We start from the raw sequence: 14260 nt of genomic DNA, 5'->3' as shown, positions 1-14260 counted from the left end.
ACGGTCCAGCGTCAGGTCATCGGCGAAACGCCGGTCACCGGTCGCGTCGGGCACGTACTTCACACAGACAACGATCCTCAAGCTCACGCCGGCTCTCCTGCCTACCTGGGTGTGGTCCCACCTGGGTGTCATTCGTACGGATGGAAAGATTATGGCACTCAGTACCCTCTGTAAAGGTACGCAGTGCCAAAACTGGCTTTCCGGTGCTACGTTTCGCCACATGAGCGAGGCACGAGGACCCGAGAAGAAGGCACCCATGCGGGAGGTGCTCGCACAGGCGGCCTTCCAGCTCTTCCTGGAGCGGGGCTTCGAGCGGACGACCGTGGACGACATCGTGGCGCGGGCCGGGGTGGGCCGGCGTTCGTTCTTCCGCTACTTCCCGTCCAAGGAGGACGCGGTCTTCCCGGACCACGAGCGGTGCCTCGCCGAGATGACCGAGTTCCTGGCCGCCGTCGACGACAGTGATCCGGTCGGCGCGGTGTGCGACGCCGCGCGCATCGTGCTGCGGATGTACGCGGCCAACCCCGAGTTCTCCGTGCAGCGCTACCGCCTCACCCGGGAAGTGCCGGGACTGCGGACGTACGAACTCTCCGTGGTGCGCCGCTACGAGCAGACCCTCGCCGGTCATCTCAGGGGCCGGTTCGGCGACGACGGTGACGGGGAGCTGCGGGCCGAGGTGATCGCGGCGTCCGTCGTCGCCGCGCACAACAACGGGTTGCGGCTGTGGCTGCGATCGGGCGGGGCGGGTGACCCCGAGGTGGCCGTCGATCATGCGCTCGACCTGGTGCGCGAGGTGTGGGGGCGGCCCGCCGGCCCCCTTCCCGCCACCCCCCTTTCCGTCTCCGGTGACGGTGAGGTGATCGTGATGGTCGCGCAGAAGGGCACCCCGATGTGGCGCGTCGTGCAGCAGATCGAGGCCGCCGTCGGCGCGAACTGAGTATCAATGGGCACTCAGTGCCTTTACTGTCCGGCACTGAGTGCCATATGGTGCGGACGCGCCGGCAGTGCAGGTGCGGCGCGTCCGAGTCGAGCGCAGGGGGTCGAGCCGTGTCCCAGACAGGAATGGGCACCGTCCAGAAGGCGCACGAGGAGTGCGGCCTCTCCTACCACCGCTGCCGTTGGTGCGGCACCGCCTCGTTCCGGCGGCTGCTGTGCCCGGTATGCGCGTCGAGCGAACTGGAGCCTGAACGCACCACCGGCCACGGCGTGGTCGTCCGGACCGCCGTGGTCCACCGCTACACCGAGGCGGCCCGCAACGAGTCCCTGGTGCGGTTCTCCGAGGGGTTCGTCTTCCGCTGCCAGGTCGTGGGGGCGGCTCCGCACCTGGTGACGGTCGGCGCGCGCGTCCGGCCCGTCCCCGGGGACGAGCCGGAGACGGGCGCGGTGGTGCTGGAGCTCTGCGAGCCGCCCGCACGGCGGGACTGGATCTGACGGCCTTCGCCCGGCCGGTGAAGCGCCGGCCGGTGGGCCGCCGTCAGCCGGTCAGCCGAGCCGGTTGAGCAGTTCTGTGGCCAACGGGGCGGATGAGGCCGGGTTCTGACCGGTGATGAGATTTCGGTCGGTGATGATGAACGGGGCCCAGGGCTCGCCCTCCTGGAAGTCCGCGCCCAGCGCCACCAGCCGGTCCTGGAGCAGCCACTCGGCCTTGTCCGCGAGGCCGGCCTGGGCCTCCTCGGCGTTGGTGAAACCGGTCAGCCGGTACCCGGCGAACACGTTCCCGCCGTCGGGGCCGGTCGCGGCCAGCAGCGCCGCCGGACCGTGGCAGACCACGCCGAGCGGCTTGCCCGAGGCCAGCGCCCGGGCGAGCAGCCGCCCGGAGGCGGGGTCCACCGCGAGGTCCTCCATCGGGCCGTGGCCGCCGGGGTAGAAGACGGCGTCGTACGCGTCCAGGTCCACGTCCTCCAGCGCGACCGGCCGCCTCAGCTCCTCGAACGCCTCAAGCCCGGCCGTCACCTCGTCGGCGCCCTCCTGGCCGCCGTTGACCTCCGGTGCCAGGCTGCCGCGGTCCACGGTCGGGACGACGCCGCCCGGGGTGGCGACGACCACCTCGTGCCCGGCGTCGGTGAACGCCCGGTACGGGACCACGGCCTCCTCGGCCCAGAAGCCCGTGGGGTGGGCCGTGCCGTCCGCCAGGGTCCATCGGTCCGCGCCGGACACCACGAAAAGGATCTTTGCCATGTCGTACATCTCCGTTGGTCGGGGTGGCTGACCAGGCCGACGGTAGGCCCGGTCGGGCCAGGAACCGCGCGCCGCCCACGTGTGCCGGAAAGAGGCTTCCGACGGGTCGGCGGCGATCGGCCGTCCGGCGGATCACCTGCCCCCGGCAGCCGGTCCGAATCCTCCGGAGGGCTCCGGCGCGGCTCAGAGCCTGTCGGGTGACCTCTGACCGGGCGGCCACGCCCTGGCACGCACGCTTCCGGCGTTGCCGAAACACCCTGGCAGCTCCGCTACGAGGACACCTCGGCGCCTTGGAACCGCACGCACCAGGCCACGTCCGCTTTCCGATCGAAGGCCTCCCGGCAGGCTCTCAGCCCCGGTGCGTCCCGGCCGCGCGGGCGGCCGGCGCCTCCGCGTCGCCCGAGAGCCAGGCGGTGACCACCTCGGCGGGCAGCGGGAGCGCGGCCGGCTCATCGGCCGGCGGTCCGGCCGGGGCCCGGATCGACCCAGGTCGAGGCGCCGGACAGGGCCCGGTCGCGGGCCATACCCGTTGTACTTCGCGGGCGCTGTCCGGCATCCGGTCGCGCGTCGGAGTTGTCCGCATTCACCCGGGGCGTGCGGGCCCGTCCCGCTGTGATTGGCTGGAGCCATGATCGATGACTTCCTGTACGGGACCGCCGGGCACACCGGACCGCTGGCCGAGGTCGAGAAGGCGGTGCGCGCCGCCGCCGCGGCCGAGATCATGCCCCGCCACCGGAAGCTCGCCGCTCACGAGATCATCGAGAAGAGCGGCCCGCACGACCTGGTCACCGCCGCCGACCGGCTGGCCGAGGAACACCTCACCGCCGCCCTCACCAAGCTGCTGCCCGGCTCGGTCGTCGTCGGCGAGGAGTCCGTGCACGCCGACCCGGCGGTCTACGACGCCCTCGGCGGCGACGCCCCGGTCTGGATCGTCGACCCGGTCGACGGCACCCGCCAGTTCGTCCGGGGCGAGGCCGGTTTCTGCACCCTGGTCGCCCTCGCCCAGCACGGCGAGGTCCACGCCTCCTGGACGTACGCCCCGGTCCTGGGCGAGATGGCCGTCGCCGTACGCGGCCGGGGCGCCACGCTGAACGGGACGCGGATACGCTCCGGGTCGCCCGCCCCCGGCGCCGTGCTGAACGTGGCGATGTCGCACCCCGACTACACCAGCGACGCCCAGAAGCGGGCCCTGCTCGGCCTGCGCACCGAAGGCATCGCGGCCCGCCCCTGCGGCTCGGCCGGGCTGGAGTACCTCGCCGTCGCCCGCGGCACACAGGACGCCACCGCCTTCAACTGGGAGTACGCCTGGGACCACGCCGCGGGCCTGCTCCTGGTCACCGAGGCGGGCGGCGCCCAGTCGACCCTGTCCGGCGTCCCGTTCCGCATCGCGGGCGGCAACCACCTGCCGTTCACGGCGGCCCGCGACGAGGCCACCGTCCAGCGCGTCCTGGCCGCTCTGCGGTCGGGCGGCTGACCCGCCCGACCGGCCCCGGGGTACCCGCGTCCGCACGGTCGGTGCGCCGGAATATCCTGGGGCTTCAGCCCGCCGGCCGACGAAGGAGTCCCCAGGTGCCCTCGATGCTCGATGCGGTCGTCGTGGGGGCCGGTCCCAACGGGCTGACCGCCGCGGCCGAACTGGCCCGCAGGGGCTTCGCCGTGGAGGTCCACGAGGCCCACGACACCGTCGGCGGTGGTGCCCGCACCGAGGAGCTGACGCTGCCGGGCTTCCGGCACGACCCCTGCTCCGCCGTGCACCCCCTCGGCATCGGCTCGCCCGCGTTCCGGGCGATGCCCCTGGCCCGGCACGGCCTGGAGTGGCTGCACCCCGAGATCGACCTCGCCCACCCCTTCCCGGACGGCACCGCCGCCACGCTCACCCGCTCCGTCGGCGAGAGCGCGATGTCGCTGGGGCCCGTCGACGCCGGGGCCTACCGCCGGCTCATGGCCCCCTTCCTCGGCCGCTGGGACACCCTGGCCGCCGACTTCCTGCGCACCCCCTGGGACGGCCTGCCCCGCGACCCGTACCGACTGGCCCGCTTCGGCCTGCTCGGCCTCCAGCCCGCCACCTGGGTCTCCCGCCGCTTCCAGGGTGAGAAGGCCCGCGGCCTCTTCGCCGGGCTCGCCGCCCACGCCATTGCTCCCACCAGCGGCTTCGCCACCTCGGCGATCGCCCTCGTCTTCGCGCTCGCCGCCCACGAGAACGGCTGGCCGGTGCCGCGCGGCGGCTCCCAGGCCATCTCGGACGCCCTCGCCTCCTGCCTCCGCGAACAGGGCGGCACCATCCGCACCGGCAGCGAGGTGAGACGGCTGGACGAACTCCCGCCCGCCCGCGCCTACATCTTCGACACCTCGCCGTCCGCGCTCGCCCGCATCGCCGGCCTCGGCTCCGCCTACGGCCACTACCGCTACGGCGCCTCCGCCTTCAAGATCGACTACGCGCTGTCCGGCCCCGTCCCCTGGACCGCCGAGGAGGCCCGCCGCGCCGGCACCGTCCACATCGGACCCACCGCCGGAGCCATCGACACCGCGCTGCGCGCCGCCGTCGAGGGCCGTGACCCCAGCGTCCCCTTCCTCATCACCGCCCAGCCGAGCCTCACCGACCCCTCCCGGGCCCCCGAGGGGCGCCATGTCTTCTGGGTGTACGGGCACGTCCCGGCCGGCTGGGAGGGCGACGCCACCGACGTCATCGAGCGTCAACTGGAGCGCTTCGCCCCCGGGTTCCGCGATCTGGTGCTCGCCCGCGCCGTCTCGGGCCCGCCCGAACTGGCCCAGCGCAACGCCAATTACGTCGGCGGCGACATCGCGTGCGGTGCCTTCGCGGGCCTCCAGACCCTCATCCGCCCCAAGCTCGCCCGCGTCCCGTACGCCACCGCGCACCCGGCGGTCTTCCTGTGCTCCTCGGCCACCCCGCCCGGCCCCGGCGTCCACGGCATGTCCGGCCACCACGCCGCCAAGGCCGTATGGCGACGGCTGCGGGCCTCCTGAAGGGCGCCGGCCAAGGACTGTCCCTCAGCGCGGAGCCCAACGCCGTTGCGCGGCACCGCCGATGTGGTTGCCGAGCACGGTGCCCACACCGATGACGGCCGTGGTGACGAACGCCGGCACCGTGCAGCCGCCCGCCCCGGGGACGTGCAGGCGTACCGGAGCAGGCTGCGGCAGACGTCCGGGCCGGGCAGCAGGGCCCCGCGATACCGGGCACCACCAGGGACCGCGAGGGGATCCGCAGGAGCGGCGCCACGGCGCGGGCCCGGCGCGCCGAGCACCGCCGCCGCCCCCAGGACCGCTCCGCCCTTCGGGTGGGCGGTCGAGTGGTGACGCGCGGCGCCGCGCGTCCCCGCAGGGCAGCGGGCCTGGCGGCCGTCCACCGGACCCGGTCCGTCCGACCGGGCGGCGAAGGCCTCCGGCGCGCGGCATGATGTCCCCATGAGCACCCCCGCCAGCCCCGCGGTCCGCCTGGTCCGCGGCGACATCACCGACCAGTCCGTCGACGTCATCGTCAACGCGGCGAACTCCTCGCTGCTCGGCGGCGGCGGAGTCGACGGCGCCATCCACCGGCGCGGCGGACCCGACATCCTCGCCGCCTGCCGTGAGCTGCGCGCCTCGCACTACGGAAAGGGCCTGCCCACCGGACAGGCCGTCGCCACCACCGCCGGACGCCTCGACGCCCGGTGGATCGTGCACACGGTCGGACCGGTCTTCTCCGGCGCCCAGGACCGCTCCGCCCTGCTCGCCTCCTGCTACCGCGAATCCCTGCGGCTGGCAGCCGAGTTGGGGGCCAAGTCGATAGCGTTCCCGGCGATCTCCACCGGCATCTACGGCTGGCCGATGGACGACGGGGCCCGGATCGCGGTACGCACGGTCCTGGCGGAGATCCTGGAGCCGGTCGAAGAGGTGCGCTTCGTGCTCTTCGACGCGCACGCGTACGTGGAGTTCGAGGAAGTCCTCGCGATGCGCTGAGCCTGCGCCCGGCGGCCGCCACGAGTAGGCGCCCGAGGCGCCCGGCGGCCACCGCGAGGGTCCGCACGGCCGTCGGATTCCCGCGCGAGCACCGTGTCGGATTTCCGCCAGCCAAGCCCCTGACCGGTGACCGATGCTGGAGCCATGCACACCGACACCGAGCGCTGCGTGCGGGCCGTCCGGTCGAAGGACGCCCGTTTCGACGGCTGGTTCTTCACCGCGGTCCTGACCACCCGGATCTACTGCCGCCCCAGCTGCCCCGTCGTGCCGCCCAAGGTCCGCAACATGACCTTCTACCCGAGCGCCGCCGCCTGCCAGCAGGCCGGATTCCGCGCCTGCAAGCGGTGCCGCCCCGACACCAGCCCCGGTTCCCCCGAGTGGAACGCCCGCGCCGACTCGGTCGCCCGCGCCATGCGCCTGATCCGGGACGGGGTCGTCGACCGCGAGGGAGTGCCAGGGCTCGCCTCCCGGCTCGGCTACTCCGCGCGGCAGATCGAACGCCAGCTACTGGCCGAGCTGGGCGCGGGCCCGCTGGCCCTGGCCCGCGCCCAGCGGGCGCAGACCGCCCGCCTGCTCATCGAGACGACCGCGCTGCCCATGGCCCAGGTGGCGTTCGCCGCCGGCTTCTCCTCGATCCGCACCTTCAACGAGACGGTCCGCGAGGTCTTCGGCCTGGCCCCCGGCGAACTGCGCACCCGGGCCGCCCGGGGCCCCCGGGCCGCCGCCGTACCGGGCGTCATCGCCCTCCGCCTCCCGTACCGGGCCCCGCTCAACCCGAGCAACCTCTTCGGCCACCTCGCCGCGACCGCCGTCCCCGGCGTCGAGGAGTGGCGCGACGGCGCGTACCGCCGCACCCTCACCCTCCCGTACGGGCACGGCGTCGTCGCCCTGAGCCCGGCACCCGGCCACATCGCCTGCCGGCTCTCCCTCACCGACCCCCGCGACCTCACCCGGGCCATCAGCCGATGCCGCTGGCTCCTCGACCTGGACGCGGACCCGGTCGCCGTCGACGCGCAGCTGCGCACCGACCCGCTGCTCGCCCCACTGGTCGACGCGGGCCCCGGCCGCCGGGTGCCCCGCACGGTGGACGGTGCGGAGTTCGCCGTACGCGCGGTGCTCGGCCAGCAGGTCTCCACCGCCGCCGCCCGCACCCACGCGGCCCGTCTGGTCACCGCCCACGGTGTCCCGGTCGAGGATCCCGAGGGCGGCCTGGCCCACCTCTTCCCGGCCCCGGAGGCGCTGGCGGGCCTCGACCCGGAGGCCCTCGCCCTGCCGCGCACCCGCCGTACCACCCTCACCACGCTCGTCGCCGCCCTCGCGGAGGACCGGCTGCGGCTCGACACCGACACCGACTGGGAACAGGCCCGCGCCGAGCTGGCCGCACTGCCCGGCTTCGGCCCCTGGACGGTCGAGTCCGTCGCCATGCGGTCCCTCGGCGACCCCGACGCCTTCCTCCCCACCGACCTCGGCATCCGCCGGGCGGCCGAGCGGCTCGGCCTGCCGGCCACCCCCGCCGCCCTCACCGCACGGGCCGCCGGCTGGCGCCCCTGGCGGGCGTACGCCGTGCAGTACCTCTGGACGGTGGACGACCACCCCGTCAACCACCTGCCCGCCTGACGCAGACAAGGACACCGCTCCCATGACCACGACCACGACGACCACCACGCCGCCGGTGACCAAGCAGCACACGGTCCTCGACAGCCCTTACGGCCCGCTGACGCTCGTCGCCACCGACGGTGTCCTCTCCGCGCTCTACATGACCGACCAGCGCCACCGCCCACCCCAGGAGACCTTCGGCGTTCCGGACCCGGAGCCCTTCGGCGAGGTGATCCGGCAGCTCGCCGAGTACTTCGCCGGAGACCGCACCACCTTCGACCTCCCGCTCGACCTGCACGGCACCCCGTTCCAGCGGAGCGTGTGGGCGGAGCTGCTGAAGATCCCGTACGGCGAGACCCCGTACGTACGGCGAACTGGCCGGGGAACTCGGCAAGCCGGGCGCGTCGAGGGCGGTGGGCCTGGCCAACGGCAGGAACCCGGTCGGGATCATCGTGCCGTGCCACCGGGTCATCGGCGCCTCCGGCGGCCTCACCGGCTACGGCGGTGGCCTGGACCGCAAGCAGCGGCTGCTCGCCTTCGAGAGCGGCGGGACGGAGGCCGGGGTGCAGGCGTTGTTCTGAGCGCCGGGCGGGGGAGTGGTCCTGAGCGCGGGCGGGCTGAGCGCGGGCGAGGGCTGAGCGTGGGGGCGGGGGCGTACCGAAGCCGGTACGCCCCCGCCCCCACGCTCACCGTTCTCAGCCGGTGAAGATCTCCACGGCCGTCCAGACGGCGAGGCCCAGCATGCAGATCCCGCCGATGCGCTGCACGGTCTTCAGCGGTACGCGCTTCGCGATGAACTTCCCCGCGAGCAGGGCCAGGGCGGATACGGAGATCAGGGCGGCGGCCGAGCCGAGCGCCGTGGACCAGGCGCCGTTGCTCGCCGCGAGGTTGGCGGTGGTGATCTGCGTCAGGTCGCCCCACTCGCTGATGAAGACCGCCATGAACGCGGTCGAGTAGACCGGCCAGAATCCGGCCACGGTCTTCACCTCGGTCTCGTCATCGTCGTCCCCGCCGCCGCCGCGCAGCAGGAGGAACGCGCCGAGCGCGAAGAGCGAGGCCGAGACGAGCTTGACGATCCAGTCGGGCAGCAGACCGATGAGGCCGCCCGCGCCCACGGCGATGGCGACGTGCACGACGAACGCGGACGACGTACCGAACCACACATGGAGCGGCCGCATCCGCGTGCCCATGGCCAGCGACGCGAACATCGTCTTGTCGGGGAGCTCCGCGAGGAAGATCAGCCCGAAGGCGGTGATGATCGCCAGGGGGTCGAGGTGCATTCCGGGTGGCTTTCTGTTCGAGCCGGGCCCCGGATCTTCGCGAAGCGCCGCTCGGGCTTTCGGAGGACCACTCGGCCCGGCATGACGGCGGCGTCCACAGGACGTGGACGTGTCATACAGGACCGAAGGTCTCGCCCGCCCGTGGGGATCCTTCTGCAGGACTCACGAGCCCGGCCACCGGGAACCCGGGGGTTCCAGTGTGTCGACGACCGGTTTGCGGGGCTACTCCCCTTCGCAGCCATCAACAGTACCCCACCCGGCCGGGCGTGGGTGCTGGTGTTCGAGCCGTGAGCGCCTCGGTAGAGTCGTGATGATCACCCGTGCCACCGGTGGTCCCCGCCATCCCACCCACCGCGACGGGAAGAGCCCCCATGAGCCGCCGCCCCCGCAAGGACGTGCCCGCCCAGGGCGTCCCCCGGCCCACCGTCAGCGTCTGCCGGGGCTGCTGCTGCGGCACCGAGAAGATCCCGGGCGTCGACCACGCGGCCCAGCTGGCCCGGCTGCGCTCCGGACTGCAGGGCGCCGCCACCGTACGGGCGGTCGAATGCCTGGACGCCTGCGAGCAGGGCAACGTGATCGTCGTGCAGCCCTCCGCCGAGGGCCGTCGCGCCGGCGGCCGGCCGGTCTGGCTGGGCCTGGTCAACGACGAGCACGCCGAGCAGGACATCGTGACCTGGGCGGCGGCGGGCGGCCCGGGCGTCGCGGACGCCCCGGACATCCTCGACCTGTACGTCTTCCAGCCCTCGCGCCGGGTCCGGGCGGGCCTGGACGGCTGAGACCCCCTTACGCGACCGGCTCGCCGTCACAGGCCCTGCGTCAGCCGGTGGAGGCGCAGAGCCAGCTGGATCTCCAGGGTGCGGGCAGGCGTGTTCCAGTCCTGGCCGAGCAGCCGGCCGATGCGCTCCAGCCGCTGCACCACCGTGTTCACATGGACGTGAAGCCGGGCCCTGGTCCGGGTGAGGCTCGTCCCCTGGGCGAAATAGGCGTCCAGAGTGGCGACGAGGTCGGTGCCGCGCCGGCGGTCGTAGTCGAGCACGGGCCCCAGTGTCCGCTCCACGTAGCCTCCCAGATCCGCCTGGTCGCCCAGGAGCACGCCGATGAACCCCAGGTCCGCGACGGCCCCGCCGCTCCCGGTGTGGCCGAGGGCGCGCAGTGCGGACAGGCAGCGGTCGGCCTCGCTGTGCGCGTGGGGCAGGTCGGCCGGACCCGCGGCAGGACCCGCCGCACCGACCGTGACGGGGAAGCCGACCGCCTGGCCCAGTTCGGCGGCGAGCGCCTGGGCGGCCGGTCCCGGCGCCTCGGACGGCGCCACCAGGACGACGTGGTCGTGGTGCAGTCCGGCCAGACCGTTGCGGGCCTGCGCGCTCCGGGCGGTCGCGGCCAGCAGCCGGTGCCGGGGGGCCACGTCGCTGTGCGCGACGAACACACTGTGCCGGCCGCCGAGGTCGACACCCAGCCTGCGGGCGCGGGCCGTCAGGGTGCCCGGGTCGCCGGTGCGCGAGAGCAGGTCGCCCAGCAGCTCTCCCCGTACCCGGTCCTCCGTCTCGGCGACGGAGCGGCGCAGCAGCATGAGCAGCGCGGTGACGACGCTGGCGCGCTCGAACAGCAGCCGGTCGGCGTCCGCGAGCCCCGCCCGGCCGGTCAGCGCGATGGAGCCGAGGAGTTCGGGGCCGGCGAGGACGGCGCAGACCCAGGTGCCGCCCAGGGGAACGGCCCGGCCCCTGGCCCGGGAGGCGGATACGGCCGGGATCGGTTGCGGGCGAGGCTCGGTGCGGGCGCGGGCCAGTTCGGCGCCGTCCGCGTCATGGATGAGGATCCCGCCGTCCAGGATGTCGGCGAGGGCCGCCGCCACGTCGTCGGCGCCACCGCCCCGCAGGACGAGGTCGGTGAGCTGGTCGTGGGCCTCCTCGGCGCGGCGCATCGCCTCGCTGTGTGTCCGGATGGTCTCCGACGCGGCGTTGAGGTCGACCAGTGCGGCCCGGGTCTCCTCCAGCAGCCGGGCCCCGTCGATGGCGATGGCGGCGTGGTCGGCCAGTGAGGAGAGCAGCGCCACCTCACCGGCGGTGAACTCGCGGGGTGCCCGGTCGGCCGCGTAGAGGACCCCGATGATGCGGGCGCCCAGGCGCAGGGGCACGCCGAGGATCGCCCGCAGGCCCTCGTCCAGGACCGCGCTGTCGATGCCGGCGGTGTGGTGGAACCGCGTGTCGGCCTGGTAGTCCCCGGTCGCGTACGGGCGGGCGGTCTGGGCCACCAGTCCGCCCAGGCCCTCGCCCATGCCCAGCCGCACCCGCTGGAACGCCTCGGCCACCGACCCGTCGGTGACCCGCATGTACGTGTCGCCCGCGGCGTCGTCGTTGAGGGAGAGGTAGGTGACGTCGGTGCCGAGCAGCAGCTTCGCCCGGTGGACGATGGCCCGCAGCACGGCGTCCAGGTCACGCAGGGCCGCCAGGTCGCTGGCGGTGTCGAAGAGGGCGGTGAGCTGCGCCTCGCGCACCCGGTGCTGGCTGAGAGTGCGCCGGATGCGCAAGGCCACCACGGCTGCCTCGGCGATCTCGGCCAGCTCGGCCGCGGACGCCCCCGCCTGCCGGGCGGCGGCGGCCGGCCGGTCGAACTCCTCGGCCGCCGCGCCCTGCGCCAGCAGGTCCAGGAGCCGGCGCAGGGCTGCCGCGGAGTGCTGGGGGCCGGGGGCTGTCACGCCGGTGAGCATACGGTGATCGCCTCCCGGGGAAGGTGCGAGCGGGCGGTGGGGGGCGTCTCCCGCGCGCCGTACGAGCGGTGCGGCGCGCGGGAGGGCGTGGGTTCAGCGGCCGAGGGGGACCGAGTCCTTGCGGGCGGCGGCCGGTGCGGCCGGGACCGAGTGGTCCAGGCCGTCCTTGGCCAGGTCACGGCCCCGGGTCTCCTTCGCCACCCAGACCGTCACCGCGGTGACCAGCGCGGCGAAGCAGAGGTAGAGGGAGACCGGGACGGACGAGCGGTAGTCCTTGAGCAGCTCGACCGCGATGAGCGGGGCGAGCGCGCCGCCGATGATCGAGGCGAGCTGGGAGCCCATCGAGGCGCCGGAGTAGCGGACCTTCGTGTCGAACAGCTCGGAGATGAAGGCCGCCTGCGGCCCGTACATCGCCCCGTGCAGCAGCAGGCCGACGGTGACCGACAGGACGATCACCGGGAAGGACCTGGTGTCCAGGAGCGCGAAGAAGCCGAAGGCCCACACGGCCATGCCGAGGGCGCCGATCAGGGTGACCGGCCGGCGGCCGAGCCGGTCCGAGAGGGCGCCCCACAGCGGGATGGTGACGAAGTGGACCGCCGAGCCGATCAGCAGGGCGTTGAGGGCGTCGCTCTTGGACATCTCCAGGTGCACGGTCACGTAGACCAGGAGGAACGCGGTGAGGATGTAGTACGAGATGTTCTCGCCGAAGCGGGTGCCGATGGCGAGGAGCACCTCGCGCCAGCTCTTGCGGAACACCGCGACGACCGGGGCCTGCTCCTTGACGCCCGCGGCGGCCTGCTCCTGCGACTTCTTCTGCGCCTCCAGGAAGACCGGGGACTCCTCGACGGAGATCCGGATCCACAGGCCGAGCATGACGAGGACGCCGGAGAGCAGGAACGGGATGCGCCAGCCCCAGGCGAGGAAGGCCTCGTCGGACTGGACGGCGGCCAGCAGCGCCAGCACGCCGGTCGCCAGCAGGTTGCCGCCGGGGGCTCCGGCCTGCGGCCAGGAGGCCCAGAAGCCGCGCCGCTCGTCTCCGCCGTGTTCGGAGACGAGGAGTACCGCGCCGCCCCACTCGCCACCGAGAGCGAAGCCCTGCACCAGCCGCAGGACCGTCAGCAGGATCGGCGCCCACAGTCCGATGCTCGCGTGGGTGGGCAGCAGCCCCATGGCGAAGGTGGCGCCGCCCATCATCAGCAGGCTGATCACGAGGAGCTTCTTGCGGCCGATCTTGTCACCGTAGTGGCCGAAGACGACGCCGCCGAGCGGACGGGCGGCGAAGCCGACCGCGTACGTCAGGAAGGCCAGCAGGGTGCCGACGAGCGGGTCGCTGCTGGGGAAGAAGAGCGTGTTGAACACGAGCGCGGCGGCCGAGCCGTAGAGGAAGAAGTCGTACCACTCGATGGTGGTGCCGACGAGGCTGGCCGCGACGATCCGGCCGATCTTGCCCTTGGGGGCGGGCCGCGTGGAGGCGGACGGTCCCGAGGGGGACTGGGCGGAGCTTGGGGAACCCATGATGAGTCACCGCGTTTCGTTGGCAGGGCTGTCAGGGACGGGGGTGCGGGAGCGGTGGTGCGGGGTCGTGCGCCCGGCTCCGGTGGGGCGGAGGCGGGTGTGGGGTCACTGGGCGCCCCAGCCCCCGTCGACGGGGAGCGAGGCGCCGGTGATGTACGAGGTGTGGGGGCCGCAGAGCCAGAGGCAGACCGCGGCGACCTCTTCGGGCTCGATCAGCCGCTTGATCGCGGAGCGGTCCAGGAGGATGTCGGTGACGACCTCCTCCGGGGGGATCCCGTGCGCGGCTGCCTGGCCCGCGATCTGGCCCTCCACCAGGGGCGTGCGTACGTAACCGGGGTTGACGCAGTTGCTGGTCACGCCGTGCGGGGCGCCCTCCAGAGCCGCCACCTTGCTCAGCCCCTCCAGGCCGTGCTTGGCGGCGACGTAGGCGGACTTGAAGGCGCTGGCCCGCAGCCCGTGCATGCTGGAGATGTTGACGATCCGGCCCCACCCCCCGGAGTACATGTGCGGAAGGCAGTGCCGCATCAGCAGGAACGGGGCGCTCACCATCACTTTCTGGATCAGCTCGAAGCGGGCCGGCGGGAAGTCCTCGATGGCGGCCACGTGCTGCAGCCCGGCGTTGTTGACCAGGACGTCCACATCGGCCGGCAGCGTCCCGACCGCTTCGGGGGCGGCCAGGTCCACGACGTGAGCCACTCCGCCGATCGCGGCGGCGACGGACTTGGCGCTCCCGGCCTCGCGGTCGACCACATGGACCAGGGCGCCGGCTCCGGCGAGCGCCTCGGCGGTGGCCCGCCCGATGCCGCTGCCGCCGCCGGTGACGAGGGCGGTACGCCCCCGGAGGTCCACGGTCCCGGCGTCCGGCGCCGGGGAACCGGACGCTGCGTGAAATTGGCTCGTCATGGCCGGAAACGCTAGAGACACTCCGCCGGGCATCCCATGGCGTGGATCTCCACAGTACGCGGGCGGGGAGTGGGGGACATCGCCACTAGGGCGTGTGTGACGCCGGGGGCACCAGCGGCCACGA

At 73.7% G+C, this 14260-nt stretch carries 12 protein-coding genes and 2 pseudogenes; 8 read left to right on the top strand and 6 right to left on the bottom strand.

Annotation, left to right across the window (positions count from 1 at the left end):
* A pseudogene (locus IG90_RS43790) lies at positions 1-87 on the bottom strand (electron transfer flavoprotein subunit beta); the annotation flags it as partial.
* A 169-nt stretch (positions 88-256) separates the two neighbouring features.
* Between IG90_RS43790 and IG90_RS0125605 the strand changes: the two are divergent.
* Positions 257-937, top strand: coding sequence for a TetR family transcriptional regulator (locus IG90_RS0125605; RefSeq protein WP_030589073.1), 681 nt, complete (start codon positions 257-259; stop codon positions 935-937).
* A gap of 125 nt (positions 938-1062) precedes the next feature.
* Positions 1063-1431: a Zn-ribbon domain-containing OB-fold protein gene (locus tag IG90_RS0125600; RefSeq protein ID WP_030589070.1), complete on the top strand. Its 369-nt coding sequence runs from the start codon at positions 1063-1065 to the stop codon at positions 1429-1431.
* 51 nt (positions 1432-1482) lie between these two features.
* Here the strand turns inward: IG90_RS0125600 and IG90_RS0125595 are convergent, their stop codons facing one another.
* Complete coding sequence (locus tag IG90_RS0125595) at positions 1483-2178, bottom strand: type 1 glutamine amidotransferase domain-containing protein (protein ID WP_030589067.1); 696 nt, start codon at positions 2176-2178, stop codon at positions 1483-1485.
* A gap of 628 nt (positions 2179-2806) precedes the next feature.
* Between IG90_RS0125595 and IG90_RS0125590 the strand changes: the two genes are divergently transcribed.
* The 5 genes and pseudogenes from IG90_RS0125590 to IG90_RS39760 all read left to right on the top strand — a co-directional run bounded on the left by IG90_RS0125590 (position 2807) and on the right by IG90_RS39760 (position 8312).
* Positions 2807-3652: an inositol monophosphatase family protein gene (locus tag IG90_RS0125590; protein WP_030589064.1), complete on the top strand. Its 846-nt coding sequence runs from the start codon at positions 2807-2809 to the stop codon at positions 3650-3652.
* A 95-nt stretch (positions 3653-3747) separates the two neighbouring features.
* Positions 3748-5163, top strand: a complete 1416-nt coding sequence (locus IG90_RS0125585; protein ID WP_030589061.1) for a phytoene desaturase family protein — start codon at positions 3748-3750, stop codon at positions 5161-5163.
* Positions 5164-5601: 438 nt separating this feature from the next.
* The gene (locus IG90_RS0125575; protein ID WP_030589058.1) at positions 5602-6135 is read left to right on the top strand and encodes an O-acetyl-ADP-ribose deacetylase; all 534 of its coding nucleotides are present in this window, start codon (positions 5602-5604) and stop codon (positions 6133-6135) included.
* 144 nt (positions 6136-6279) lie between these two features.
* Positions 6280-7752: an AlkA N-terminal domain-containing protein gene (locus tag IG90_RS0125565; protein ID WP_030589056.1), complete on the top strand. Its 1473-nt coding sequence runs from the start codon at positions 6280-6282 to the stop codon at positions 7750-7752.
* A gap of 22 nt (positions 7753-7774) precedes the next feature.
* Positions 7775-8312, top strand: a pseudogene (locus IG90_RS39760) (methylated-DNA--[protein]-cysteine S-methyltransferase).
* Between the two features lie 114 nt (positions 8313-8426).
* Here the strand turns inward: IG90_RS39760 and IG90_RS0125555 are convergent.
* The gene (locus IG90_RS0125555; protein ID WP_030589053.1) at positions 8427-9011 is read right to left on the bottom strand and encodes a TMEM165/GDT1 family protein; all 585 of its coding nucleotides are present in this window, start codon (positions 9009-9011) and stop codon (positions 8427-8429) included.
* A gap of 371 nt (positions 9012-9382) precedes the next feature.
* Here IG90_RS0125555 and IG90_RS0125550 point away from each other — a divergent pair, with 371 nt between their 5' ends.
* The gene (locus IG90_RS0125550) at positions 9383-9787 is read left to right on the top strand and encodes a (2Fe-2S) ferredoxin domain-containing protein (RefSeq protein ID WP_030589050.1); all 405 of its coding nucleotides are present in this window, start codon (positions 9383-9385) and stop codon (positions 9785-9787) included.
* A 26-nt stretch (positions 9788-9813) separates the two neighbouring features.
* Here the strand turns inward: IG90_RS0125550 and IG90_RS0125545 are convergent, their stop codons facing one another.
* From IG90_RS0125545 to IG90_RS0125535, 3 genes are all read right to left on the bottom strand, one after another.
* Entirely contained in the window at positions 9814-11718 is a 1905-nt protein-coding gene (locus IG90_RS0125545) for a helix-turn-helix domain-containing protein (RefSeq protein ID WP_030589045.1), read from the bottom strand.
* A 93-nt stretch (positions 11719-11811) separates the two neighbouring features.
* Positions 11812-13233: an MFS transporter gene (locus tag IG90_RS0125540; RefSeq protein ID WP_030589042.1), complete on the bottom strand. Its 1422-nt coding sequence runs from the start codon at positions 13231-13233 to the stop codon at positions 11812-11814.
* 105 nt (positions 13234-13338) lie between these two features.
* Entirely contained in the window at positions 13339-14136 is a 798-nt protein-coding gene (locus IG90_RS0125535) for a 3-hydroxybutyrate dehydrogenase (RefSeq protein WP_030589038.1), read from the bottom strand.
* Positions 14137-14260 lie beyond the last annotated feature (124 nt).

Source organism: Streptomyces anulatus (assembly GCF_000721175.1).
In the GTDB taxonomy this organism is placed as follows: domain Bacteria; phylum Actinomycetota; class Actinomycetes; order Streptomycetales; family Streptomycetaceae; genus Streptomyces; species Streptomyces anulatus_C.
Note: the sequence above shows the minus strand (reverse complement) of the source record. Positions and strands in the feature narration are given on the sequence as shown.